Origin of the sequence: Bradyrhizobium paxllaeri (assembly GCF_001693515.2) — a bacterium.
Classification (GTDB): domain Bacteria; phylum Pseudomonadota; class Alphaproteobacteria; order Rhizobiales; family Xanthobacteraceae; genus Bradyrhizobium; species Bradyrhizobium paxllaeri.
In genome coordinates this window covers 2,050,197-2,073,952 of the sequence record NZ_CP042968.1, presented here as the reverse complement: position 1 = coordinate 2,073,952, position 23,756 = coordinate 2,050,197, and the positions used below count along the sequence as shown (strand labels likewise).

16 protein-coding genes are annotated in these 23,756 nt (G+C 64.2%); 8 read left to right on the top strand and 8 right to left on the bottom strand.

All coding sequences use genetic code 11. The annotated features are described in order from the left end of the window. Positions 1-50 precede the first annotated feature (50 nt). Genes pncB through LMTR21_RS09800 form a run of 3 tightly spaced genes read left to right on the top strand, consistent with a single transcriptional unit; the run spans position 51 to position 3,481 of the window. A complete protein-coding gene (gene pncB / locus LMTR21_RS09810; protein WP_065756674.1) occupies positions 51-1,355 on the top strand; it encodes a nicotinate phosphoribosyltransferase in 1,305 nt (434 codons plus the stop codon). A gap of 44 nt (positions 1,356-1,399) precedes the next feature. After that, on the top strand, positions 1,400-2,695 hold the full coding sequence (locus tag LMTR21_RS09805) for an O-acetylhomoserine aminocarboxypropyltransferase (protein WP_065756675.1): 1,296 nt from the start codon (positions 1,400-1,402) through the stop codon (positions 2,693-2,695). Positions 2,696-2,698: 3 nt separating this feature from the next. Next, positions 2,699-3,481 (top strand): alpha/beta fold hydrolase, encoded by a 783-nt coding sequence (locus tag LMTR21_RS09800; RefSeq protein ID WP_065756676.1) that lies wholly within the window; start codon positions 2,699-2,701, stop codon positions 3,479-3,481. Here the strand turns inward: LMTR21_RS09800 and LMTR21_RS09795 are convergent, their stop codons facing one another. From LMTR21_RS09795 to LMTR21_RS09780, 4 genes are all read right to left on the bottom strand, one after another. Then, complete coding sequence (locus LMTR21_RS09795; protein ID WP_065756677.1) at positions 3,482-4,507, bottom strand: S1C family serine protease; 1,026 nt, start codon at positions 4,505-4,507, stop codon at positions 3,482-3,484. It lies immediately after the preceding gene. A 288-nt stretch (positions 4,508-4,795) separates the two neighbouring features. Beyond that, positions 4,796-5,251, bottom strand: coding sequence for a hypothetical protein (locus tag LMTR21_RS09790; protein ID WP_065756678.1), 456 nt, complete (start codon positions 5,249-5,251; stop codon positions 4,796-4,798). Between the two features lie 7 nt (positions 5,252-5,258). After that, positions 5,259-6,860, bottom strand: coding sequence for a GMC family oxidoreductase (locus LMTR21_RS09785; protein ID WP_065756679.1), 1,602 nt, complete (start codon positions 6,858-6,860; stop codon positions 5,259-5,261). A 109-nt stretch (positions 6,861-6,969) separates the two neighbouring features. Further along, positions 6,970-8,193: a cytochrome P450 gene (locus tag LMTR21_RS09780; RefSeq protein ID WP_065756680.1), complete on the bottom strand. Its 1,224-nt coding sequence runs from the start codon at positions 8,191-8,193 to the stop codon at positions 6,970-6,972. 166 nt (positions 8,194-8,359) lie between these two features. On the opposite strand from LMTR21_RS09780, the gene LMTR21_RS09775 reads away from it, so the two are divergent. Both LMTR21_RS09775 and LMTR21_RS09770 read left to right on the top strand, forming a co-directional pair. Further along, positions 8,360-9,988 (top strand): flavin-containing monooxygenase, encoded by a 1,629-nt coding sequence (locus tag LMTR21_RS09775; RefSeq protein WP_246175425.1) that lies wholly within the window; start codon positions 8,360-8,362, stop codon positions 9,986-9,988. 132 nt (positions 9,989-10,120) lie between these two features. Next, complete coding sequence (locus LMTR21_RS09770) at positions 10,121-11,281, top strand: IS110 family RNA-guided transposase (RefSeq protein ID WP_148635948.1); 1,161 nt, start codon at positions 10,121-10,123, stop codon at positions 11,279-11,281. Positions 11,282-11,724: 443 nt separating this feature from the next. Here the strand turns inward: LMTR21_RS09770 and LMTR21_RS09765 are convergent, their stop codons facing one another. After that, entirely contained in the window at positions 11,725-15,045 is a 3,321-nt protein-coding gene (locus LMTR21_RS09765; RefSeq protein ID WP_065756794.1) for a carboxyl transferase domain-containing protein, read from the bottom strand. 226 nt (positions 15,046-15,271) lie between these two features. Between LMTR21_RS09765 and LMTR21_RS09760 the strand changes: the two genes are divergently transcribed. From LMTR21_RS09760 to LMTR21_RS40765, 3 genes are all read left to right on the top strand, one after another. Beyond that, entirely contained in the window at positions 15,272-16,486 is a 1,215-nt protein-coding gene (locus LMTR21_RS09760) for a mandelate racemase/muconate lactonizing enzyme family protein (protein WP_065756795.1), read from the top strand. 303 nt (positions 16,487-16,789) lie between these two features. Then, positions 16,790-17,179: an IS110 family transposase gene (locus tag LMTR21_RS40770; RefSeq protein ID WP_246175424.1), complete on the top strand. Its 390-nt coding sequence runs from the start codon at positions 16,790-16,792 to the stop codon at positions 17,177-17,179. Between the two features lie 140 nt (positions 17,180-17,319). Beyond that, a complete protein-coding gene (locus tag LMTR21_RS40765; protein ID WP_246175423.1) occupies positions 17,320-17,769 on the top strand; it encodes a transposase in 450 nt (149 codons plus the stop codon). A gap of 218 nt (positions 17,770-17,987) precedes the next feature. Here the strand turns inward: LMTR21_RS40765 and LMTR21_RS09750 are convergent, their stop codons facing one another. The 3 genes from LMTR21_RS09750 to LMTR21_RS09735 form a co-directional block, all read right to left on the bottom strand. Next, positions 17,988-19,217, bottom strand: coding sequence for an ABC transporter substrate-binding protein (locus LMTR21_RS09750; RefSeq protein ID WP_148635947.1), 1,230 nt, complete (start codon positions 19,215-19,217; stop codon positions 17,988-17,990). A gap of 810 nt (positions 19,218-20,027) precedes the next feature. Then, positions 20,028-22,070, bottom strand: a complete 2,043-nt coding sequence (locus tag LMTR21_RS09740; RefSeq protein ID WP_065751189.1) for a hydantoinase/oxoprolinase family protein — start codon at positions 22,068-22,070, stop codon at positions 20,028-20,030. Positions 22,071-22,072: 2 nt separating this feature from the next. Next, entirely contained in the window at positions 22,073-23,737 is a 1,665-nt protein-coding gene (locus tag LMTR21_RS09735; RefSeq protein WP_065751190.1) for a hydantoinase B/oxoprolinase family protein, read from the bottom strand. Between the last annotated feature and the right edge of the window lie 19 nt (positions 23,738-23,756).

Below are 23,756 nucleotides of genomic sequence, written 5' to 3'. Positions count from 1 at the left end.
GGGGGCAAAACCCACTGGTTGGCCGGCCCCCGGCACGGTAGAGTTCCGCCATGGCAGTTACCGATATTGCATCCCGAACCTATAACCACGGCTGGCGGCTCGACCCGATCGTGCGCAGCCTGCTGGATACCGATTTCTACAAGCTGCTGATGCTGCAGATGATCAGGGATCTCTACCCGGCTCAGCGCGTCACCTTTTCCGTCATCAATCGCAGCAAGCACGTCCGTCTCGCCGAGATCATCGACGAGGGCGAGCTGCGCGCGCAGCTCGACCATGCGCGCACCATTCGGTTCACCAAAAAGGAGTTGATCTGGCTCGCCGGTAATACGTTCTACGGCAAGACCCAGATGTTCTCGCCGGACTTCATCCACTGGCTCGCCAACTTCCGCCTGCCCGAGTACGAGCTGAACAAGGTCGACGGTCAATACGAGCTGCATTTCCATGGGCCATGGACCCACACCACGATGTGGGAAATCCCGGCGCTTGCGATCATGAACGAGCTGCGCTCGCGGCAGGCGACCAAGGGACAGGGACGCTTCGTGCTCGACGTGCTCTATGCGCGCGCCAAGGCCAAGCTGTGGTCCAAGGTCGAGCGGCTGCGCAAGCTCGAAGGCCTGCGGTTGTCCGACTTCGGCACCCGCCGCCGCCATGGGCATCTCTGGCAGCGCTGGTGCGTCGAGGCGGTCAAGGAGGGTCTTGGCCCTTCCTTCACCGGCACTTCCAACGTGTTGCTCGCGATGGACAACGATCTCGAAGCGATCGGCACCAATGCGCATGAATTGCCGATGGTAGCAGCCGCGCTCGCCAATTCCGACGAGGAGTTGCGCTGGGCGCCTTATCGCATCCTCGACCAATGGCGCCATACCTACGGCGGCAACCTCTTGATCGCGTTGCCCGACGCCTTCGGCACCAAGCCGTTCCTGCGCGACGCGCCGGACTGGGTCGCCGACTGGACGGGCTTCCGCCCGGACAGCGCGCCGCCGATTGCGGCCGGCGAGGACATCATCAAGTGGTGGAAGCAGAAGGGCCGCGATCCCAAGGAGAAACTGCTGGTGTTCTCCGACGGCATGGATGTCGATTCGATCGAGGAGACCTATCGTCACTTCGCCGGACGCGTCCGCATCTCCTTCGGCTGGGGCACCAACCTCACCAATGATTTCGTCGGCTGCGCACCCGATGGTTCCGCCGATCTCGACCCGATCTCGCTGGTCTGCAAGGTGACGTCGGTCGATGGACGGCCGGCGGTCAAGCTCTCAGACAATCCCGAAAAGGCCACCGGCACGCCGTCCGAGATCGAACGTTACTTGCGCGTGTTCGGCAATGCCGGCCGCGTCCGCACAGCCGTGCACGTCTGAGCTATCGAATACCTTCCCGCCACCAATGATCTGACGAGCCCCGCATGCCCGCACCCAAGCCGCCTGCCTTTGAAACCCTGAGCCTGCATGCCGGCCAGCGCCCGGACCCCGCAACCGGCGCCCGCGCCGTTCCGGTCTACCAGACCACGTCCTACGTGTTCCAGGATTCCGACCACGCCGCGGCGCTGTTCAACCTGGAGCGCGCCGGCCACATCTATACCCGCATCTCCAATCCGACGACCGCCGTCCTCGAAGAGCGGTTGGCCGCGCTGGAAGCCGGCGTCGGCGCGATCTGCACGGCGAGCGGCATGGCCGCGCTGCATCTGGCGATCGCAACCATCCTCAACGCCGGCGACCACATCGTCGCCTCCTCCTCGCTCTATGGCGGCACGATCAATCTCTTGGCGCACACGCTGCCGCGCTTCGGCATCACGACCACCTTCGTCAAGCCACGCGCGCTCGACGAATTTCGTGCCGCGATCAAGCCGAACACGCGGCTCATCATCGGCGAGACCATCGGCAATCCCGGGATGGAAGTCCTCGACATTCCGGAAGTCGCGCAGATCGCGCATGACGCCAAGATTCCGCTTCTGATCGACAACACCTTTGCGACGCCCTTCCTCAGCCGCCCGATCGAACTCGGCGCCGATATCGTGATGAACTCGGCGACCAAATGGATCGGCGGCCACGGCATCGCGATCGGCGGCGTCATCGTCGATGGCGGGCACTTCGACTGGCATGCTTCCGGCAAGTTTCCGCAGCTCACCGAGCCCTATGCCGGCTATCATGGCATCGTTTTCGACGAGCAGTTCGGACAGGCGGCCTTCATCATGCGCGCCCGTACCGAGGGCCTGCGCGACTTCGGCGCCTGCCTGTCGCCGACCAATGCGTTCCAACTGCTGCAGGGCGTGGAGACTCTGGGCGTGCGCATGGAGCGCCACATGAGCAACACGCTTGCGGTGCTGGAAGCGCTGACCGCCAACAAGGCGGTCGACTGGGTGCTGCATCCGGCGCTGGAGAATCATCCCGACCATCAGCTCGCGAAGCGGCTGTTGCCACGCGGCGCGGGCTCGATCGTCTCTTTCGGCATCAAGGGCGGCCGGGCGGCGGGCAAGAAATTCATCGAGTCGCTCAGGATGATCAGCCACCTCGCCAATGTCGGCGACGCCAAGACACTGGTGATCCATCCCGCCAGCACCACGCATCAACAGATGGATGCAGACCAGCTCAAGGCTGCAGGAATCGGCGAGGAGCTGGTGCGGCTGTCGGTCGGCATCGAAACCGTGTCCGACATCATCGACGATCTCGGCCAGGCGCTCCGCGCATCGCAGAAGGTTTGAACCATGCAGCTCTCCGTCAATGGCGTTGATACGTTCGTTGCGACCGGCGGCCGTCCGTTCGATCCGTCGCTGCCTGCGGTCGTGATGCTACATGGCGCCGGCTTCGATCGTTCGACCTGGGCGCTGCACAGCCGCTGGTTCGCACATCATGACTATTCGGTGCTCGCGCCCGATCTGCCCGGACACGGCCGCTCGGGCGGCAGCCCGCTGCCAACCATCGCCGACATGGCCGACTGGACCGCCGCGCTGCTCGATGCCGCCGGTGCGCCGAAGGCGAAGCTGATCGGGCACTCGATGGGCTCGTTGATCGCACTGGAGATGTCCGCGCGACATCCCGACAAGGTGTCCGGCCTGAGCCTGATCGGAACTGCCGCGACGATGACCGTCGGCCCCGACCTGCTCAAGGCCGCCGAGGTCAACAATCCCGATGCCATCGACATGGTCTCGATCTGGGGCCTCGGCTTCAAGGCCGAACTCGGCGGCAGCCTCGCGCCGGGACTGTGGATGCATCAGGGCGCGCAGCGCGTGCTGCAGCAGACCCGGCCGGGCGTGCTGTACAGCGATCTCAACGCCTGCAACACTTATCAGAACGCGCTTGCGGCCGCAGCGCAAGTCAAGGTGCCCGCGACCTTCATTCTCGGCGAGCGCGACATGATGACGCCTGCGAAGGCCGGCAAGACGCTCGCGGCGGCGACGCCGAATTCACGCACCGTGATTGTGCCGGGCGCCGGCCACATGATCATGACTGAGGCGCCCGACGAGTTGCTGGCGGCGTTGCGGCAATAACTACTGCCTCGCAGCCGGCTTCCGCTCGACCGGATGAATATCGACCCCGCGCAACCGTCCCATCCGCAACACATCCATCGCGAGCGTGCGGCCGATGCGGTCGCGGTCGAGGGCGCGGATCAGATCGTCGACGCCGTTGATCTCGACGCCGTCGAGCTTGATCACGACATCGCCGGGCAGCAACCCCGCCTGCGCGGCCGGACTGTCCGGCTCGATCTGCGCCAGCAATGCGCCCATCTTGTTGTCGACACCGGCGACCACGGCATGACGCCGCGGGATCGGCGCGGTCTGGCCGGCGACGCCGATATAGGCGCGCCGGACGTAGCCGTGGCGGATGATCTCGGACAGCACGAACTGCGCAGTGTTGCTGGCGACCGCAAAGCAGATGCCCTGCGCGCCATTGATGATCGCGGTGTTGATGCCGATCACCTCCGATGCCGACGACACCAGCGGCCCGCCGGAATTGCCGGGATTGAGCGCGGCGTCGGTCTGGATCACGTCCTCGATGGTCCGCCCGCTCACCGAGCGGATCGAGCGGCCGAGCGCCGACACGACGCCGGCGGTGACCGTCGATTCGAAACCGAGCGGATTGCCGATCGCGACCACGAGCTGGCCGCGGCGCAGGCTCTTGGAATTGCCGAGTGAGGCGTAGCGCAGATCGCGCGCGCCATCGGCGCGCAACAGCGCCAGATCGGTGTCGGGATCGACGCCGAGCACATGCGCGTCGGTGACGAAGCCTTCGGTATCGCGCAGGCGGATCTCTTTCGATGAACCGACCACATGGCTGTTGGTCAGCACGAGGCCATCGGGCGAGATGACGATGCCGGAGCCAAGCCCGCCGCGCTCGCGCGCGCTGCGCACCTTCGGCCCGGTTTCGACGCGCACGACCGCGGGACCAACGCGTTCGGTCACGTCGATCACAGCATTGGAATAGGCATCGAGCAGAACCCGGTCGTTATCGCGGGCAGGCTCGGCCGTCCGCGATGACAGCCCGTCATCGGCGATATCTGAGGTAAAATCCAGCATGGCGAGATTCCTTCGGCTTCCTCAGATGGTGGCCGGGAACCGCTTGCGCAAGGTGTCTGCGACGGGCGCAGGGCTGGCCTGCTAGAGCATGATGATCTTTGGGTTAGACCATGTTCGCCGCAGAGGGCTTTACCTCTCCCGCTTGCGGGGGAGGTCGGCGCGAAGTGTCGGGTGGGGGCTCTCTCCACTCGGGCAGTATCGCCCGCGGAGGCACCCCCACCCCAGCCCTCCCCCGCAAGCGGGAGAGGGAGCGCACCTCCTTCGTGGTCGCGATTCAATCTAATTCCATCATGCTTTAGGCGCCCGCCTCAGCTTCCCTGCGCGCGCCTTGACGGGATCGAGCAGCGCCCAGTTGCCCTGCTCCAGCGTGTAGCCCTTCGGGAACGGCGCGCGCAGCTCCAGCCCGAGCGAGCGCAGCACACGGTCGTCGCGGTAATAGCATTGCAGCACGACGCGGACGAGCGTTGCCGCCGCAGCGCCGCCGGTAGCGCGGAACTCGGTCGCGACGGCATCGCGCCTGGCCGCATCGAGTTCGGCCAGCGGTTGGCCGGCGAGGCGCGCAAGATGATCGAGCGCTTGCGCGACCAGCGCGGTGTCGCGGCCGAGCGTCGCCAGCATGTCGGCCTGGATCGTGGGATCGTCAGCGCCGGGCACCTTGTACTCATCGCTGGCGGGGATGATCATCGCAGCGACGGTACGGAGATCGTCGCGCTGGGCCGAAGTCAGTTCATATGTTGCGAGCATGGCGGTCTCAATCGAAGAGGTTGGCAAGGCGTTGCTTCATTTGGTCGGCGACGTAGAGCGCAATCGCCTGGATGGTCGAGGTCGGATTGACGCCGCCGGAGGTGACGAACACGCTGCCGTCGACGATGAAAAGGTTTTTGACGTCGTGCGACCGCCCCCATTCATTGACCACCGAGCGCGCCGGATCGGTGCCCATCCGCGCGGTGCCCTGCAGGTGCCAGCCGCCCCAGGGAATCGGATTGTTGATGCAGATATCGGTGGCATCAGCGGCTTCGAGAATCTCCCGGCCCCGCGCCAGCCCATGGTCCATCATCTTCCGGCTGTTTTCGCTGATCGTATAATCGATCTTCGGCGCGGGGATGCCGTGGCTGTCTTTCAGAACAGGATCAAGCGTGACGCGGTTGTGCTCCTCGGGCAGATCCTCGCAGATCGCTGATACCGCGAGCCGATGGCCATTCAGCTTGCGGAACACGCGGTGATGATCTGCGCCCCACGGCAGAATACCCTTCTGCTCGCTCGCAACAGCTTCGAACACCGGCCCGGCGCCACGGCCGAACTGGATGCCGTAACCGCGAACAAAACCGCGCGAGAGATCGGTGTCGTAAAATTCCTTGCTCCAGAGGCAGGTCGGCGGCGCGCGGTTGGAGTCGGTCGGCTCCTTCACGAAGCCATAGATCTGCGCATAGGGATGGAACATCAGGTTCTTGCCGACCAGGCCGGATGAGTTGGCAAGCCCGTTCGGGAAGCGGCCGGACACCGAGTTCAACAGCAGCCGCGGCGTGCCGACGCCGTTGCAGGCGATTATGACGACCTCGGCCGGCTGAAACTGCTCGACGCCATCCTGGTCGTAGTAGACGACGCCGGAAGCCATACCGTGCTCGTTGGTCAGGATCTCACGCACGCGGCAATGCGTCTTGAGCTCGACGCCGGCGCGGATCGCCTGCGGCCAATAGGTGATGTCGGTCGAGGCCTTTGCGCCCTGCGCGCAGGCCGGCGTGCAATGGCCGAGATTGATGCAGCGCGCCCTGCCCTCGTAATCCATCGTCGCCACGGTCGTGTCCGACGGCCACCAGTGCCAGCCGAGCTTGTTCATGGCCTTGCCGATCAGCGGGCCGGAGAGCCCGAGCGGCTGCGGCGGCATCGGCGGGTGCGTCAACGGCGACAGCGGATCACCCGACAGGCCCGAGACGCCCATCATCCGGTCGTTCTCTTCGAAGAACGGGGTGAGTGCGTCGTAATCGATCGGCCAGTCATCGGCGACGCCATCCAGCGTCTTCACCTTGAAGTCGGACGGATGCAGCCGCGGCCAGTGCGCGGTGTACATCACCGTCGAGCCGCCGACGCCGTTGAAGTTCACGACCTTGATCGGCGAGTTGTCGTCGTTGATCGGATAGTCCTCCGGCCGGCCGCGGATGTTCGGACTGGTCGACCACTCGCCGTAGAATTTTGCCTCCCAGTCGCGCCCGGTGCTCGGATATTCCGACGGTTTCATCCAGCCGCCCTGATCGAGGCAGAGGATGTGCATCTTGGTTTCGGCGAGACTCCACGCCACCGCCGCACCGGATGCGCCGGCGCCGATGATGAGGACGTCAACGGGATCGTTCTTCATTATTTTTCCTCAGGCTTTCATTCCGTCATTCCGGGGCGCGAAGCGAACCCGGAATCTCGAGATTCCGGGTCTGGTCCTTCGGACCATCCCGGAATGACGACGTAAATCATCAATTCACAATCCTCACCGGCAGCGAGCGGATGCCGCGGATGAAATTTGAATAGAGACGCTGCGGCGAGCCCATGATTTCAAAACGAAGGTCTCTTGCCAATATTTCCTCCCAGAGGATGCGGATTTGCTGTTCGGCGAGGCGGTCGCCGACGCAGCGGTGGATGCCGGCGCCAAAGGAAAGATGCTGGCGCGGCTTGGGGCGGTCGATGATGAATTCGTCGGCGCGGTCGATCTTGCTCTCGTCGCGGTTGCCGGAGATGTACCACATCACGACCTTCTCGCCCTTGGCGATACTGCGGCCGGCGAGTTTGACGTCGTTGCGCGCGGTGCGGCGCATGTGCAGCACCGGCGTGTGGTAGCGGATGATTTCGGAGACGAGGTTCGGGATCAATTCGCGCCGGGCGCGGACCAGTTCGAACTGCTCGGGATTCTCGCAAAGCGCCATCAACCCGCCGCTCATCGAATTGCGCGTGGTGTCGTTGCCGCCGACGATCAGAAGCGCCATCGTGCCGATGAATTCGCGCGGTTGCAGGTTTCGTGTCGCCTCCGAATGCGCCAGCATCGAGATCAGGTCGAAGGTCGGCGACGCCTCGGCACGCGCGTCCCACAATTTCCGGAAATACTCTCCCATCCTGGCCAGTTCATCGTAACGCTCGGCTTCCGAATGCACCACGGCATCAGGCGAATCGACATTGGCGATCGCGACATCCGACCACCAGGTCAGCTTCATGCGATCTTCCCAGGGAAAATCGAACAGCGTCGCCAGCATCATGTTGGTGAGATCGGTCGAGACCCGCTCGACCCAGTCGAAGGTCTCGTTGCGCGGCAGCGCATCCAGCACGTCCGAGGTCCGCTTGCGGATCAGCGGCTCGAAATTGGCGAGATTCGACGGCGCCACGATCGGCGCGACGGTGCGTCGCTGCGCGGTGTGACCGGGCGGGTCCATCCGGATGAAATTGGAGATCTCCCGGCCCTTGGGCTGGTCGGCCACCTGAATACCGCCGAGCTCCGAACTCGACGAATAATTCTCGTGATCGAGCTCGACTGCAAAAATGTCGTCGTAGCGCGTCACCGACCAATACGGCCCGAACGGCGAGGCCTCGCAATAATGCACGGGATCGTCGCGGCGCAATTGCGCGAACAGCGGGCGCCAAATGTCGTCCTGATAGAGGTGGGGATCGCTGACGTCGATCGAGGCCAGCTTGCGCAGCGCCTCAGCCATCGTTTCCCTCCCCTCCTGCCGTCGGCGCTTGCCGGGCGCTCCATACCTCTGACGATAGGGGCAGATGCGGTCGCGAGTAAAGCCGACGGGGGCCGGCTGGCGGCAAACCAGCAACCCTGCCACGCGTCCATGCGGGGTTTGTCCGCGAGCGCGGGAGCGGATAGCCTTGGCGCAAACGATCAACACGGGAGCGACGCCGATTCCGGATTTCGACGCCATCATCATCGGTGCGGGCATGTCGGGCCTGTACCAGCTCTATCGCTTGCGCGAACGGGGTTTGCGCGTGCGGGTGTTCGAGGCCGGCACCGAGGTCGGCGGCACCTGGTACTGGAACCGCTATCCCGGCGCGCGCTTCGATTCCGAGAGCTATTCCTACGGCTACTCGTTCTCCAAGGAGCTGCTGCAAGAATGGGAGTGGTCGGAGCACTTTGCCGGCCAGCCGGAAACGCTGCGCTACCTCAATCATGTCGCCGACAAGTTCGACCTGCGCCGCGATATCCAGTTGCGCAGCCGGGTGACGACCGCGGTGTACGCGGAGGAAACACAGAGCTGGACCATCACACTGGAGGATGGCGCCAGGCACAGCGCGCGCTTCCTGATCACGGCGATCGGGCCATTGTCGACGCCGACGCTGCCGCGGATCGAGGGCCGCGACGATTTCAGGGGTGCCTCGTTCCACACCGCGCGATGGCCGAAGCAGCCGGTGGACTTTTCCGGCAAGCGCGTCGCCGTAATCGGCACCGGCGCCACCGGCGTGCAGACCATCCAGACCATTGCCGGACAGGTCGGCCATCTCACCGTGTTCCAGCGCACGCCGAACTGGTGCGCGCCGCTGCACAACGGCAAGATCGACGCCGAGACGCAGGCGAAGATCAAGGCGGGCTATCCGGAAATGTTCGCGCGCTGCAAGGAGACCTTTGCCTGCTTCCTGCACACGCCCGATCCGCGCGGCGCGTTCGAGGTGTCGGACGAGGAGCGCGAAGCGTTTTACGAGAAGCTTTACGGCGAACGCGGTTTCGGCATCTGGCAGGGCAATTTCAGGGACATACTGATCGACCGCAAGGCGAACGCGACGATCTCCGACTTCGTTGCGCGCAAGATTCGCCAGAGGGTAAAGAATCAGGCGGTGGCGGAAAAGCTGATCCCCAGGAATCACGGTTTCGGCACGCGCCGGCTGCCGCTCGAGACTTTCTATTACGAGGTCTACAACCAGGACAATGTCGAGCTGGTCGATATCAACGAAACGCCGATCGAACGGATCACGCCGGACGGAATCAGGACGAGCGATCGGGAGTACGAGTTCGACATCATCATCTACGCGACCGGCTTCGATGCCATCACCGGCAGCTTCGACAAGATCGATTTTCGCGGCGCAGATGGCGCGCGGCTGAAGGACAAGTGGAAGCGCGGGCCTGAAACCTATCTTGGCATCATGGTGCATGAGTTTCCGAACATGTTGATGCTGATGGGGCCGCACACGGCACTCGGCAACATTCCGCGCAGCATCGAATACAGCGTCGACTGGGTGACCGGGCTGATCGTGTTCGCGACGGAAAAGGGACTGACGCGGCTGGAGGCGACGCCGGAGGGCGTGAAATCCTGGACCGACCACGTCAAGGCGCTCGGCGAAGGCCTGCTGTCCAACGAGGTCAATTCCTGGATGACCGGCATCAATTCCAACGTCGAAGGCAAGCAGACCCGCATCGTCGCCCGCTACAGCGGCAGTGCGCCGGCGTACCGTGCCAGGTGCGACGAGGTGGCGGCGAAGGGATATGATGAGTTGAGGTTGGGATAGCGTTTTCTTGCGGCGAGCGTCAAACCGTCCACCGTCATTGCGAGCACCGCAGTCCGTAGATTCCATGAGGCGGTGAGCGTGGCCTTTCCGATAAGGTTTGGGTTTCCACACTCGAACCCCTCGGAGAGTCAGATGCAAGCATCCACCGTAGCCACGCCCACCGCCGGCCATATTGGCACAATTTTCGTTGCAATCGAACTGAGCCAGCGGAGCTGGCGGGTCGCGCTGCACAGCCCGGACAAGGACAAGATATCGCACCACAAGCTGGAGGGTGGCGATCATGCCGAGCTGTTGGCGTTGGTGGGTCGGGTTCGGGAGCGGGCGGCTCGAGCGCTGGGAGGCGTTCCGGCGGTGGCGAGCTGCTACGAGGCGGGCCACGACGGGTTCTGGCTGCACCGGCTGCTGCTGGCGGCCGGCATCACGAACTACGTGTTTGATCCCGCCAGCATTGCGGTGGACCAGCGGGCGCGGCGGGTGAAGACCGACCGGATCGATGGCGAGCGGATGCTGCGCACGCTGATGGCGTATCTGCGCGGCGAGCCGCGGGTGGTGCGGATCGTCCGGGTGCCTGCAGCCGAACAGGAGGACGCGCGCCGCGGCAGCCGCGAACGCGACCGGCTGATCAAGGAGCAAACCGCTCACACCAACCGGATCAAGGCACTGCTGCGGCTGCGGGGCATGGCGGTCGGGAACCCGCGGCGGCGCGACTGGCTGAGCTGGCTGGCAACGCAGCGGGATTGGCAAGGCCAGGCGGTGCCGCCGCGGATGCTGAGCGAGATCCGACACGAGCACGCGCGGCTGATGCTGGTGCGCGATCGGCTCGATGCGCTCGCGCAGGAGGCGGCCGCAGCGGAGCCAATGCCTGCGGAAGCCGAGATGACCCGGCGCAGCGAACTGCTGCGCCGGCTCAAATGTCTCGGCCCGGCGTTCGCGACGACGCTGACCAGCGAGGTGTTCTACAAGGACTTCCGCAATCGCCGCGAGGTCGGGAGCTATTTCGGGCTGACGCCCAGTCCGTGGCGGAGCGGCGGCATCGACCGCGACCAGGGCATCAGCAAGGCGGGCAATCCGCGCGCCCGCTGTGCCGCGATCGAACTGGCCTGGCTGTGGCTGCGGCATCAGCCGGACAGCAAGCTGACCCTGGAGTACCGCAAGCGCACGCTCGATGCCGGCAAGCGCATCAAGCGCGTCGCCATCGTCGCCCTGGCGCGCAAGCTGATGGTGGCGCTGTGGCGCTACCTCACGACCGGTCTCGTGCCGGAAGGCGCGGTGCTCAAGGCTGTAAAGATCTAAACACTTTCAACGAACGCGTCAGCGTCGCGGCATCTGCCGCGGTCAGCGCGGGATGGATGGTGACCGTGCCACCCTTGGGCCAGCAAACAGGCTGTTTCGTAGATGGGTCTCATCCTCGTGGCTTCCTCGCCGCATGCATGCGGAATGTGGGTGCGGATCACAGCGGTCCGACCGGATATGAGGTGATGCAGTGAGCAACTGCATAAATCGCCGGAAGCCAGTCCCTGAGCGCACCGACCGCGGCGGCACGCTGCGCTACGCATGGCTCCGCGCGCCGCCGCTCCACCGAACGTAAAAATCACATCCAAGCCCTGTCGGGATGCTTGACTCAAAAGGCCTCATATGAGGGTGGGCAAAGCGATAGCGTGCCCACCATCAAAAAGCGTGCTCGACGATAGATGGTGGGCACGGCGCTATTGCGCCTTTGCCCACCCTACGAAGAGCTACCACGCGTCGATGCACGGCCGCTTCTTCGCCGCGCGGCTATCCGGCTTCGGCACCGAGCGCAGGCCCGCCATGATCCACTGCCGCGTGTCGGCGGGGTCGATCACCTCGTCGATCTCCAGCACCGAGGCGATCGAGACTGCCTTGCCGTTGGCGTAGAGTTCGGCGACCTTGGACTTGTAATAGTCCTCGCGCTCGGCCGGGTCCTCGATCGCTTCCATCTCCTTGCGGAAGCCGAGGCGCACATAACCCTCCAGCCCCATGCCGCCGAACTCGCCGGTCGGCCAGGCCACCGTGAAGAACGAGGCGTGGAAGCCGCCGCCGATCATGGATTGCGCACCCAGGCCATAACCCTTGCGCAGCACGATGCCGAACAGCGGCACGGTCAGGCTCGCGCCGGTCACAAACATGCGCGCGACATGGCGCACGATCGCGGTCTTCTCGGCTTCGGGCCCGACCATGAAGCCCGGCGTGTCGCATAGCGAGACGATCGGGATATCGAAGGCATCGCAAAGTTGCATGAAGCGCGCGGCCTTGTCGCCGGCCGGCGCATCGATCGCGCCGCCGAGATGCTTTGGATTGTTGGCGATCAGGCCGAACGGTCTGCCTTCGATGCGAATGAATGCGGTGATCATGCCGACGCCGAAATCCCGGCGGATTTCCAGCACCGAGCCTTCGTCGGCGAGAAGATCGATGACATTGCGGATGTCGTAGACGCGCAGGCGGTTCTCCGGGATCGCGCGGCGCAACAGGCGCTGGTCCGGCGCCTTCCAGTCGGCGACCGCGCCCTGAAAATACGACAGGTACTTTTGCGCCGCGCTCGTCGCTTCCGCCTCGTCCTCGACAAGGATGTCGATCACACCGTTCGGCGACTGGAACGACACCGGCCCGACCTCGGCCGGATGATAGACGCCAAGGCCACCGCCCTCGATCATCGCAGGTCCCCCCATCCCGATCGAGGCGTTGTTCGTGGCGATGATGACGTCGCAGCAACCGAGCATCGCGGCATTGCCGGCAAAACAATAGCCGGAAACGATGCCGATCACCGGCACGAGACCTGAGAGTTTTGCGAACTGCACGAAGGACGGCCCATCGAGACCGGTCATGCCGAGCCGGTCGGTGTCGCCGGGTCGGCCGCCGCCACCCTCGGCGTAAAACACCAGCGGCAACCGCCATTGCTCGGCCAGGCTGAGCATGCGGTCGATCTTCTTGTGGTTCATATGTCCCTGGGTGCCGGCGAGCACGGTGTAGTCGTAGGCGATCACCATGCAGCGGGCGGCATCCGCGCCGAATTTTTCGGCGTTCACGGTGGCGACGCCGGAGATCAGGCCGTCGGCCGGCGTGTTGCGGATGAGATCATCGACCGTGCGGCGGCGGCGCTGCGCAGCGATGGCGAGCGAGCCATATTCGACAAAGGAGCCTTCGTCGACGAGATGGGCGACGTTTTCGCGCGCCGTGCGCTGGTCGGTCTTGCGGCGGCGTTCGACCGACGCCGGACGGTTCTCGTCCAGCGTGATGGCGTGACGCTCGATCAGTTCAGCGAGATCCGGACGAATGTGATCGAGGTCGAAATCCTCATCCTCCGCGATATCATGGGCGTCGAGTTCGGCCGGTTCGAGATAGAGGATCGCCTCGTCCTGCATCAGCGTCACGCCGGCGCCGGCTGCGATCTGCAACACCCGGCCGCCATGCGGCGCCGTGACCAGATGCTCCATCTTCATGGATTCGAGCACGGCGATCTGCTGGCCGGGGCGAACGAGGTCTCCCTCCTCGACGTCAACAGCGACGATCGTGCCTTGCAGCGGCGCCGGCACCGCGACCGAACCTGCCGGGCCGGTTGCCGATGCGGCCACCGCGGCCGCGAGCGTCTCGTCATCGGCAGCGCTGCCGGATTCGACCAGTTCCGTCTCCGCCGTCGTGTTGGCCTCGCCGACCAGGGCGGCGACATGCTTGTCGATGAAGCCGGTGCTGAGACGGTTCTCGGCAAAATCCGGATGCGCCAAAATCGCCGCGAGGAAGGGGATGTTGGTGGCGACGCCATCGATCCGGAACTCGCGCAGCGTGCGCGTGGCCTTGTGCACCACGTCGGTCCAGTTACCTCCAGGCGAATGCACGATCACCTTGGCGAGCAGCGAGTCAAAGGCGGCGCTGGTGCGGTAACCGGAGTAGCCAAACGTATCGACGCGAACGCCCGGACCGGACGGCAAGTCGAATACGTCCAGCCTACCACCGGTCGGTTTCGTCCCGCCGGTCTCGTCCATCGCCTCCATGTTGACGCGGAGCTGCATCGCAAAGCCGCGCGGGCGCGGGATATAGCCCTGCGCGAGGCCGAGCGAGCCGAGTGTCGCGCCGGCCGCGACCGCAAGCTGCGACTGCACGAGATCCAGCCCGAGCACCTCCTCGGTGACGGTATGCTCGACCTGCAGCCGCGGATTGGCCTCGATGAAGGCGAACGCCTTGTCGCTGCCCCGGGCATCGTTGTCGACGAGGAATTCGAAAGTGCCGAGATTGTCGTAATTGGCGGCGGCCGCGAGGTCCTTGGCGGCGTCGATGATGCGCGTGCGCAAGGCATCGTTCAGCGACGGGCTCGGCGCGACCTCAATGAGCTTCTGGTTACGGCGCTGGATGGTGCATTCGCGCTCCCACAAATGGCTGATCGCGCCGTGGTGATCGCAGATGATCTGCACCTCGATATGACGGGCATTGCGAATGAGACGCTCGACATAGACGCCGTCACTGCCGAAGGCAGCCTTGGCCTCGGACTGGCAGCGCACATAGGCCTCCTCCAGCCGCGCCGGATCGTCGACGATCCGCATGCCGCGGCCGCCGCCGCCGGCGATCGCCTTGATCATGACGGCACCGCCGGCGCCCAACGACTGCAGGAAGGCTTTGGCCTCCTCCAGGCTGGTCGGCCCGCTGGTGCCCTCGATAACAGGCACGCCACATTGCCTGGCCAGCGCCTTGGCCTGCGCCTTGTCGCCGAACAGCTCCAGCGCCTCGGGCGACGGCCCGACGAAAACGATGGTCTCCTCGATGCAGCGCCGGGCGAGCGCAGCATTCTCGCTGAGGAAGCCATAGCCCGGATGAATGGCGTCGCATCCGGTCGCCTTGGCGGCCGCAATCACCGCCTCGATATCGAGATAGGCCCGCGCGCCGCGCCCGGGGATTTCGCAGGCCGCATCGGCGGCGCGGATATGGAGCGATTGCGCATCGTCGGCGGAATGGATCGCCACCGTGGCGAGCCCGGCGTCGCCCGCCGCACGCGCGATGCGGATAGCGATCTCGCCGCGGTTGGCGATCAGCAGCTTGTGGAAAGACATGGACGTTCCCGGTGCCCCTCGCGTTCGTGCCTGAAGTTCTCCGGCGCAAAATCGCTGTCAGTTCAGATTCTTGTTGCCGAACATGACAGCCTTGCGCGAAATCCGATGCAAGTGGAATTTTGTTCCGCGCAACGGGAAATCACCGGAAGTCTCACGTCATTGACGCTTCGCGCCATCCGTTGTTGGTATCAACCAACAACAACAACAAGCCCCGGGGCAGGAAATCATGAAAAAGGCCACGACCGTACGCAGCGTCGAAACGCTCGCCTGTGACGCCGGATGGCGGAACTACCACTTCGTCAAGATCACGACCGAGGACGGCATCGTCGGCTGGAGCGAGTATGACGAGGGCTTTGGCGCGCCTGGCGTGACCACGGCAATCGAGCGGCTTGGCGCACGCGTCGTCGGCAAGAATGCCTTCCAGCACGAGCGGATCTACGTGGAGTTGTTTGCGGCGACGCGGCCGGCCGCGGGCGGCGTGGTCGCGCTGGCACTGGGCGCGATCGAGAACGCGCTGCTCGACGTCAAGGCCAAGGCGCTGGGCGTGCCCTGCTACGAGCTGCTCGGCGGCAAGATCCGCGACCGCATCCGCGTCTACTGGTCGCACTGTGCGACCTGGCGCATCAATCATCCCGACTGGTTCAAGCCGGCCATCACCAGCCTCGACGGCGTCAAATCGATCGGCCACGAAGTGCGCGAAAAAGGCTTTACGGCGATGAAGACCAATATCTTCGTCTACACCGAAGGCAAGCCGCAGGGCTGGCGGCCCGGCTTCGGCTCGCCGTTCGAGCCCGAGCTCAACGTCGATCGCACCGTGTTGCGAAACCTCTGCATGCATCTCGAAGCAATCCGCGACGGCGCCGGCCCTGATGTCGATCTGCTGCTCGACCTCAACTTCAACGCCAAGACCGAAGGCTATTTGAAGATACTGCGCGCCATCAAGGACATGGATCTGTTCTGGGTGGAGATCGATACCTTCAACCCGCAGGCGCTCGGCTATATCCGCCGCCAGAGCCCGCACCCGGTGTCATCCTGCGAGACGCTCCTGGGCCTGCGCGAGTTCCTGCCCTATTTCAACGAACAGGCAATGGACGTCGCGATCGTCGACACGCCCTGGAACGGCGTCTGGCAATCGATGAAGATCGCCGCCGCCGCCGAACATTTCGAGGTCAACGTCGCCCCGCATAATTTCTACGGCCATCTCTGTACCATGATGAACGCGCATTTCTCCGCCGCGGTGCCGAATTTGCGCATTATGGAAACAGACATCGATCGTCTCGCCTGGGACCATGAGCTGTTCACCCATGTGCCCGAGATCGTCGACGGTCATCTCATTATGCCGGATCGTCCGGGCTGGGGCACCGAGCCCAACGAGGAAGGCCTGCGCGCCCATCCGCCGAAGAGCAAGGGCGGGCTGTTGAATTACGGGCAGAAGAAGTAGGCGCAGCTTCGTAGGGTGAGCAAAGCGCAAGCGTGCCCACCATTTAATTCGTGCGTATGGCGAGATGGTGGGCACGCTTCGCTTTGCCCACCCTTGTATTAGCGCGAAGGATTAAAGTGGTCTCGTTCCGTGAGGAATGGCCCAGCCGGGGTGGCCACCCTGGCTGGGCCGCCGATTGATCGGATCGATGCCCACCGAAGCCTAGAGGGCTGTCTTACGTAGCAAGATCGCAATCGGCACTTCATCGGGACCCGGATGGTTGAAGGAACTTTAGGTTCGCATCACAAGGGAGGGTCGACGAAGATGGCCAAGCGTACCACAATCTGCGCCGGGATCGATACCGGCAAACGGAAGCTAGACGTGGCGATCGATGGCAACTCCTTGCAGCTGCAAGTCGAGAACACGGCTGAAGGCCACAAGGCGCTGTTGGAGTGGTTGCGGCGCCACAAGGTCAAGCGCATTGGGATCGAGGCGAGTGGCGGCTATGAACTCCCAGTCGTCAGCGAGCTACGGCGCAAGCGGTTCATTGTGGTGGTGTTTCAGCCGGCACAAGTGCGGGCCTATGCCAAGTTCCACTTGCAGCGCGCCAAGAACGACAAGATCGATGCCGCGCTGATTGCCGCCTGCACTGCTGCGGTCAAGAAGATCCACGCCGCCCCCGATCCCGGCTGCAGCCGTTTGCCGAACATCTGACGCTGATCGAACAGATCGGAGAGGACATTACGCTGTACAAAAACCGGCTCGAGGCCTGCCGCGATCCGCGCATCCAGAAGGTCTGGAAGGACGAGATCGCCCGCCTGGCCAAGCGCGAGAGGGTCGAACTCAAGGCCTTGGTGGCCGCGATCCGCGAGCATCGCGACCTCGCCCAGCGGCTCGATCTGATCTACAGCGTGGGCGGCGCCGGGATGCCGACCGCAGTCGCGGTCCTGATACGCATGCCCGAGATCGGCCAGCTCAGCCGCGAGCAAGCCGCCGCTCTCGCCGGCCTTGCGCCCTATGACGATGACAGCGGCGAGCACAGCGGCGCCCGTCACGTCGACGGCGGACGCAAGAGGCTGCGTCGGGCGCTCTATACGGCGGCGCTGCCGGCATCCTTTCGCTGGAATCCGCAGCTTATCGCCCTTTACAGCCGGCTGAGGGCCGCTGGAAAAGAGCACAAGCAAGCGCTCATCGCCTGCGCCAGGAAGCTGCTCATCTTCATCAACACTGTCGTGGCACGTGGCACGCCTTGGCAAGACCAGCCCCCCTTGGCTGCAACGATGGGCGCCTCGCCAGCAAGCTAATCCAAGTTTCTTGGTTCGACCGCAGCACCGTTTCTTCGTCCCGACCTGCCATCCCAACGACGTCGCGCGCAGCCGTCGTCAAGGATGGCCGTCGCTCCAATCTCTCGCCACCCACAGCCGCCGCCAGGCCACGCCTTGACGGCGGCGAGCACGGCGTCATGCTCAGCGGAAACGGACAATCAATCGCGCACAATCAATCCGTTTAATGGTTGCTACGTTCATTTATCACTAGGCCTTGCCGCGAACGCGCTCTCGATCACGTCGCCGATCGGCTGCCAGGAATTACCGTCGAACTGCACCAGCCGCATCTGCTTGATCGGCTGGAAATCGGTCGGCCCGGTATTGATCGCGATGCCCGGAAATGCGATCGGGCTCTGATATCCCTTCAGCGACGCCGCCTGCCGCATGATGTTCTCGCGCGACAGGTCGTCGCCGCACTGGATCAGGACCTGCGCCAGGGTTGCTGCCGCCGCGTAGCCGAAAATGGCGTTGCCGTCTTCCTTGTCGCCATCGGGATAATACTTGTCCATGAACGCAAGCCAGTCCCTGATGGCGACATCTTCCTTCCAGGTGGCGTCACCGGCGTCCTTCAGGAACGAGGTGGAGATCACGCCGACGGAATTTTGCAGCCCCGCCGGCCGCAACGCGTTCGCGATCGAGGCCGCCGCATTGACCAGCACGAGCTGCGGATGCCAGCCCAGTTCGGCCGCCCTACGGATAGCGCGCGCCGAGATCGGCGGCGCGCAGTTGAGCACCAGCACCTCAGCGCCGGAGTTCTTCAGGATTTCGACCTGGGTGTCGATCGACATATCCGCCTCGATGGCGATGTCGGCTACGATCATGTTGGCGGTGAAGCCGAGCCCTTCCTGCAATCCCCGGAACAGATCACGGCCGAACTGGTCGTTCTGCCAAAGCACGGCGATCTTCCGGCTCGGATAGGTAGCCTGGATGTAGTTGGCGTAGATCCGCCCCTCGGAGCGGAACGTCGGCTGCCAGCCCATCGTCCACGGAAACCGCTTCGGATGCGCCCACTCCTCATCGCCGGAAGCGACGAAGAGCTGCGGGATGCTTCTCTCGTTGAGATAGGTTCGTGTCGCCAGATTGCTCGGCGTGCCGAATGAACCGAACATCAGGTGCACGCGCTCCTGCTCGACCAGCTCATGGGTCTGCTCGACCGCGGTTCTCGGATTCGAGCTGTCATCGCGCGAGATGAATTTGATCTTGCGCCCGTTGATACCGCCGCGCTCGTTGATCATGTCGAAATAAGCGGCCTCCGCCCGGCCGATCGAAGCGAACGCGGCGAGCGGCCCGGTGTACGGCATGATGTTGCCAATGCGGATTTCGGTGTCGGTCACGCCGGCGGCTCTGGCCGGCTGCGGGGCGGGAGCAACTGCCATCATTGCGACGACGAGATACAGCGCAGTTGCCGCTTTTGTTATTATTTGCATCAACATGCCCTCGAACGCCCAGCTACCAAGAGCTCGTGACGCCACCCAGCGATGGCGATGATAGCGCGGGAGATCAGATTGTTGAATTGAAATGTTGGCTGCGCCGCCCGCATGAGCGAAGCCGCATGGTAGCTTTGACGCCTTCGCCCATCCGGGCTGCGGGCGCTCCAGTAACGCACGCCGCCGTTTTCATAAAATGAGACGTTGCGGTTCCGGTGTCTTTGATGTCCGATATACGCTCAACAGCGGCGCGAACTCGAACGTCGCAGGATATCCGAGTTGCGTCCAGGCTGTGTGTGGCAAGGAGGTCGATGCATGAGGATACCGATCGTAGCTTTGGGGACGGCCCTGGTCCTGTGTAACGTAGGCGCGTTTAGTGTCGCAGCGCTTGCGCAGACGGCCCAAGTCGTTCGTGAACCACGCGAAAGGCCCATCATCAGGGTGCCTATCGTAAGACCAGCTCCCTACTGGGACTACAATATCGTTCCACGATATCGTTATCGCCCTGAGGACGACCGGGTCGATCCATGCGGCGGACCTGTAGTGCCAGTGATACGCTTTGGACCTCAAGAGGAAACCGTTCCGTTGTGGCTGGCGAACCAATTGGGTCTTGGCCGTATTCATGGTCGAGATTGGCCGTGTAGGGGCCGGAACCGGTAATGCACGGATTGAGCACCAACGTAGCCGCGTAGGCAAAGGCGCTTTTGCGCCGTGCCCACCATCGGACAGCATCGGTAGCATAATGGTGGGCACGCGGAGCCTGTCATCGGGCGCGCATTCGCGCGACCCGTTGGCTTTGCCCACCCTACGTCAGCGCAATTCGATATCCAGCCAGCCCAGCGCATTGACCGTGACGCGGTCGCCGGTGTCGACGAGCACGGTCGTGGTCTCGGCTTCGATGATCGCAGGGCCCATCAAGGTGTGGCTAGGTTGCAGGTCATCGAGCGCGAAAACCGGAACCTCGCGCCAGCCGCCGAAGAAGGCTTGGCGCCGGCTGCGCGGCGTGCAGGTCACCGACGATGACGCCGGCTTTGCATCCGAATCCAGCCGCGAGACTTCACCTACCGCCGCGACGCGGGCGTTGACGAAGACGACTTCCTGGCCGCGCGAGGCGTAGGTGTATAATTCCTCGTGCCTGACGTGAAAGCGGTCCTCGATCTTCTCGACGAGGTCGGCGGCGTTCCAATCGAGGCCGTCGAGCGAGACATCGATTTCAAAGATCTGCTCGCCGTAGCGCATCTCGGCGGAGCGTTCGATGGCGATCTTCCCGTTGAACCATGAGCGCAATCGGCCGGCGGCTTGCTGCTCGAGCCCGGCAAAGAGCTCGCGCACTTCGTCGGCTCTGATGCGTGCGCCGGCGCCATAATGGGTGCGGCTGACTTCGTAGCGGAGATCGCTGGTCAGCATGCCCCAGGCTGACAGCACCGAAGCCACCGTCGGCACGATGATGCGCTTGATTTCGAGTTCGCGCGCCACTTCCGCCGCATGCAGGCCGGCCGCGCCGCCGAAACTCAACAGCGCGAAGCGTCTGGGATCGACGCCGCGGCGCAGCGTCATCAGGCGGATGCCGTCGGCCATGTTGAGGTTGATCATGCGATAGATGCCGGCGGCGGCCTCGATGCGCGACAGCTCCATCGCGCCGGCGATACGATCGACCGCCGCTTCCGACGCGGCGCGGTCGAGCGGCCGCTTGCCGCCCATGAAGGCTGAGGCATCGAGATAGCCGAGCACGACATTGGCGTCGGTGACGGTCGCGGCCTCCCCGCCATTGCCATAGCAGGCCGGGCCCGGCACCGAGCCCGCGCTCTCCGGCCCGACTCGCAGCGTGCGGCTGCCGTCGACGCTGGCGATCGAACCGCCGCCCGCCGCGATGCTGGCAATATCAAGGCTGCGCAGTGCGATGCGTTGGCCAGCCAGCATGCCGTCGGCGGACAATGACGCCTGCCCGCCTGAGATCAGCGAGATGTCGGTCGACGTGCCGCCCATGTCGAACGGCACCAGATCGGGAATGCCGACCAGATCAGAACAGCGCCGCCCGCCGGACATGCCGCCGGCCGGCCCTGAGAGCACAGTACCTACAGCGAGCCGCGAGGCTTCCTCCACCGGCGCCATGCCGCCATGCGAAAGCACGACAAACAGGCTGCCCTTGAAGCCGGCCTCGCCGAGCCGCGTTTCGAGATTGGTCAGATAGCGCCGCACGATCGGCTCGACATAGGCGTTCACGATCGTGGTCGAGACGCGCTCATATTCCTTGATCTGCGGCAGCACATCGCTGGAGCGGGAGATGCTGATGCCAGGAAGCGCCTGCTTCAAGCGCTCGACAGCGGCGAGTTCATGCACCGGATTGAGATAGGAATGCAGGAAGCAGACGGCGACCGAGGTCGCGCCTGATCGCTTGATGGCGGCAATGGCGTCGTGGAGCGAGTTCGCATCGAGCGGGATCAGAACGTCGCCGTTGGCCCTGAGCCGTTCCCTCACGCCGAACCGCAAATCACGCGGCACCAGCGGCGCCGGAGGTGGCGAGCGCAAATCGTAACGGTCGGGCTTCAGGCCCTCGCGCATCTCGATGACGTCGCGATGGCCTTCCGTGGTGATGAGCGCGACCTTGGCGCCCTTGCGCTCCAGCAGCGCATTGGTCGCAACCGTCGTGCCGTGCACGAGGCGGTCGGTCGCGGCGAGCATTTGCGCGCGCGTGACATTCAGGCGTCGCGCCAGTTCCTCGAGTCCCGCCATCACGCCGATGGATTGATCCGCCGGGGTAGACGGGGATTTTGCAAACACGGTTCGTCCGCTCTCGTCGGTAGCCACGAGATCGGTGTAGGTCCCGCCGACATCAACGCCAATTCTGAACATGACTAGCTACGCTGCTCCGCCGGGACTTCCGTCATGCCCTGCTCGCGGTCGCGGCGGCGGGCTTCATCCGATCGCTTTTCAGGCGGCCCCCAGCCGCCGCCGCCGGAGGATCGTATCTCCAGGCAATCGCCGGGATGCAGCTCGATGCCGACTTCCTTGGTGCGCAACACGCGCGGCTCGCGGCCCTCGGACAAGAGACGATAATGATGCGGCTTGCCGTCCTCGCCGCCGAGCATGCCGCAGGGACCATGGCGCGCGCCGTCGCCGGCGGTGTTGCCCTTGGCGGGCTTTGCCGTTTCCAGCACCAGATCGAGCGACACGCCGAGTCCGCCGCGATGCTGGCCGTCGCCGCCGGAGCCTGGGCGGAATTCATGCGTGCGGAAATGCAGGGGGAAGCGCACTTCGGCGACTTCGAGGCTGCCGAATTTGAGCCCGCCGACCGAGTGCCACTCGCCGATTGACGACCAGCCGTCGCCGCCCGATGACGCGCCGCCGCCGGGCCGCGCCTGGAACAGGTGCCAGATGAAATTCTTTCCGGTGCGCGGATCTTCGCCCTGGATCGCGATCCGGAATCTGCGGCTCCAGCCCGCCATCGCGCGCTCCGGGCACGATGCTGACAACGCCTTGACGATCGCCTCGACGATTTCGTTCGAGGGATGGCTGGTACACAGCGTCACCGGCCGGCCGGGATCGGCCCACACCACCGTGCCCTGCTTTGCGATCACCTTCAGCGGCCGCAGCGCGCCGGTGTTTTTTGGGATCTCGGCGTCGATCAGATAGGCGAACGCCATTGCGACGGCGGCCTGCATATTGGCGTGGGAAGAGTTCACAAAGCTGGTCGACTGGGGATCGGAGTCGGACAGATCGACCTCGACGTCGCTACCCTTCTTGGTCACCTTCGCGGCGATGCGGAGATCGGTGCGGCCATGGCCGTCGTCATCGAGGAACGCCTCGCCGTAGAACACGCCGTCCTTCCACGTCGAGACCACCGCCCTCGTCTGCTGTTCCGTCGCGTCGAGGATCGCCTCAACGGCGGCTTCAACCACCGGCGCCCCGAATTCGGCGAACAAACGCGACAGCCGCCGCTCGCCGAGATGCGCCGCGCCGAGCATCGCGGCGAGATCGCCACGGAATTCACGGGGGTTGCGGATGTTCAACGCCAGGAGATCAAGCAGATCGTCGCGCAGTCTGCCGGCTTCATAGAGTTTGATCGGCGGAACGCGCAGCCCCTCCTGAAAGATCTCGGTGGCGCCGGGATTATAGGCGCCATGGGTGGCGCCGCCGATATCACTTTGGTGCGCGCGCACGATGGTCCAGAGCAAACGCTTGCCGTCGGCGAACACCGGAACGAAGGCGGTCAGATCGGGCAGATGGCTGCCGCCAAAATAGGGATCATTGAGCAGGATGACGTCGCCCTGCGCAACGTCCTTGAACCGCTCCTCGACCGCGAGCGTCGCCCAGGGCAGCGCGCCGACATGGACCGGCAAGTGATCGGCCTGCGCGATCAGTCGTGCGCGCGTGTCGCAGATCGCCAGCGAAAAATCGCGGCTGGAATTGAGGATCTGCGAATAGGAGGTGCGAAGCATGGCTTCGCCCATCTCTTTCACGATCGAACTGAGGCGATGCTGGACGACGGAGCGCGTGATGGGATCGATCTTGGCGGACATTGAACCCGTTCTTGCTGTG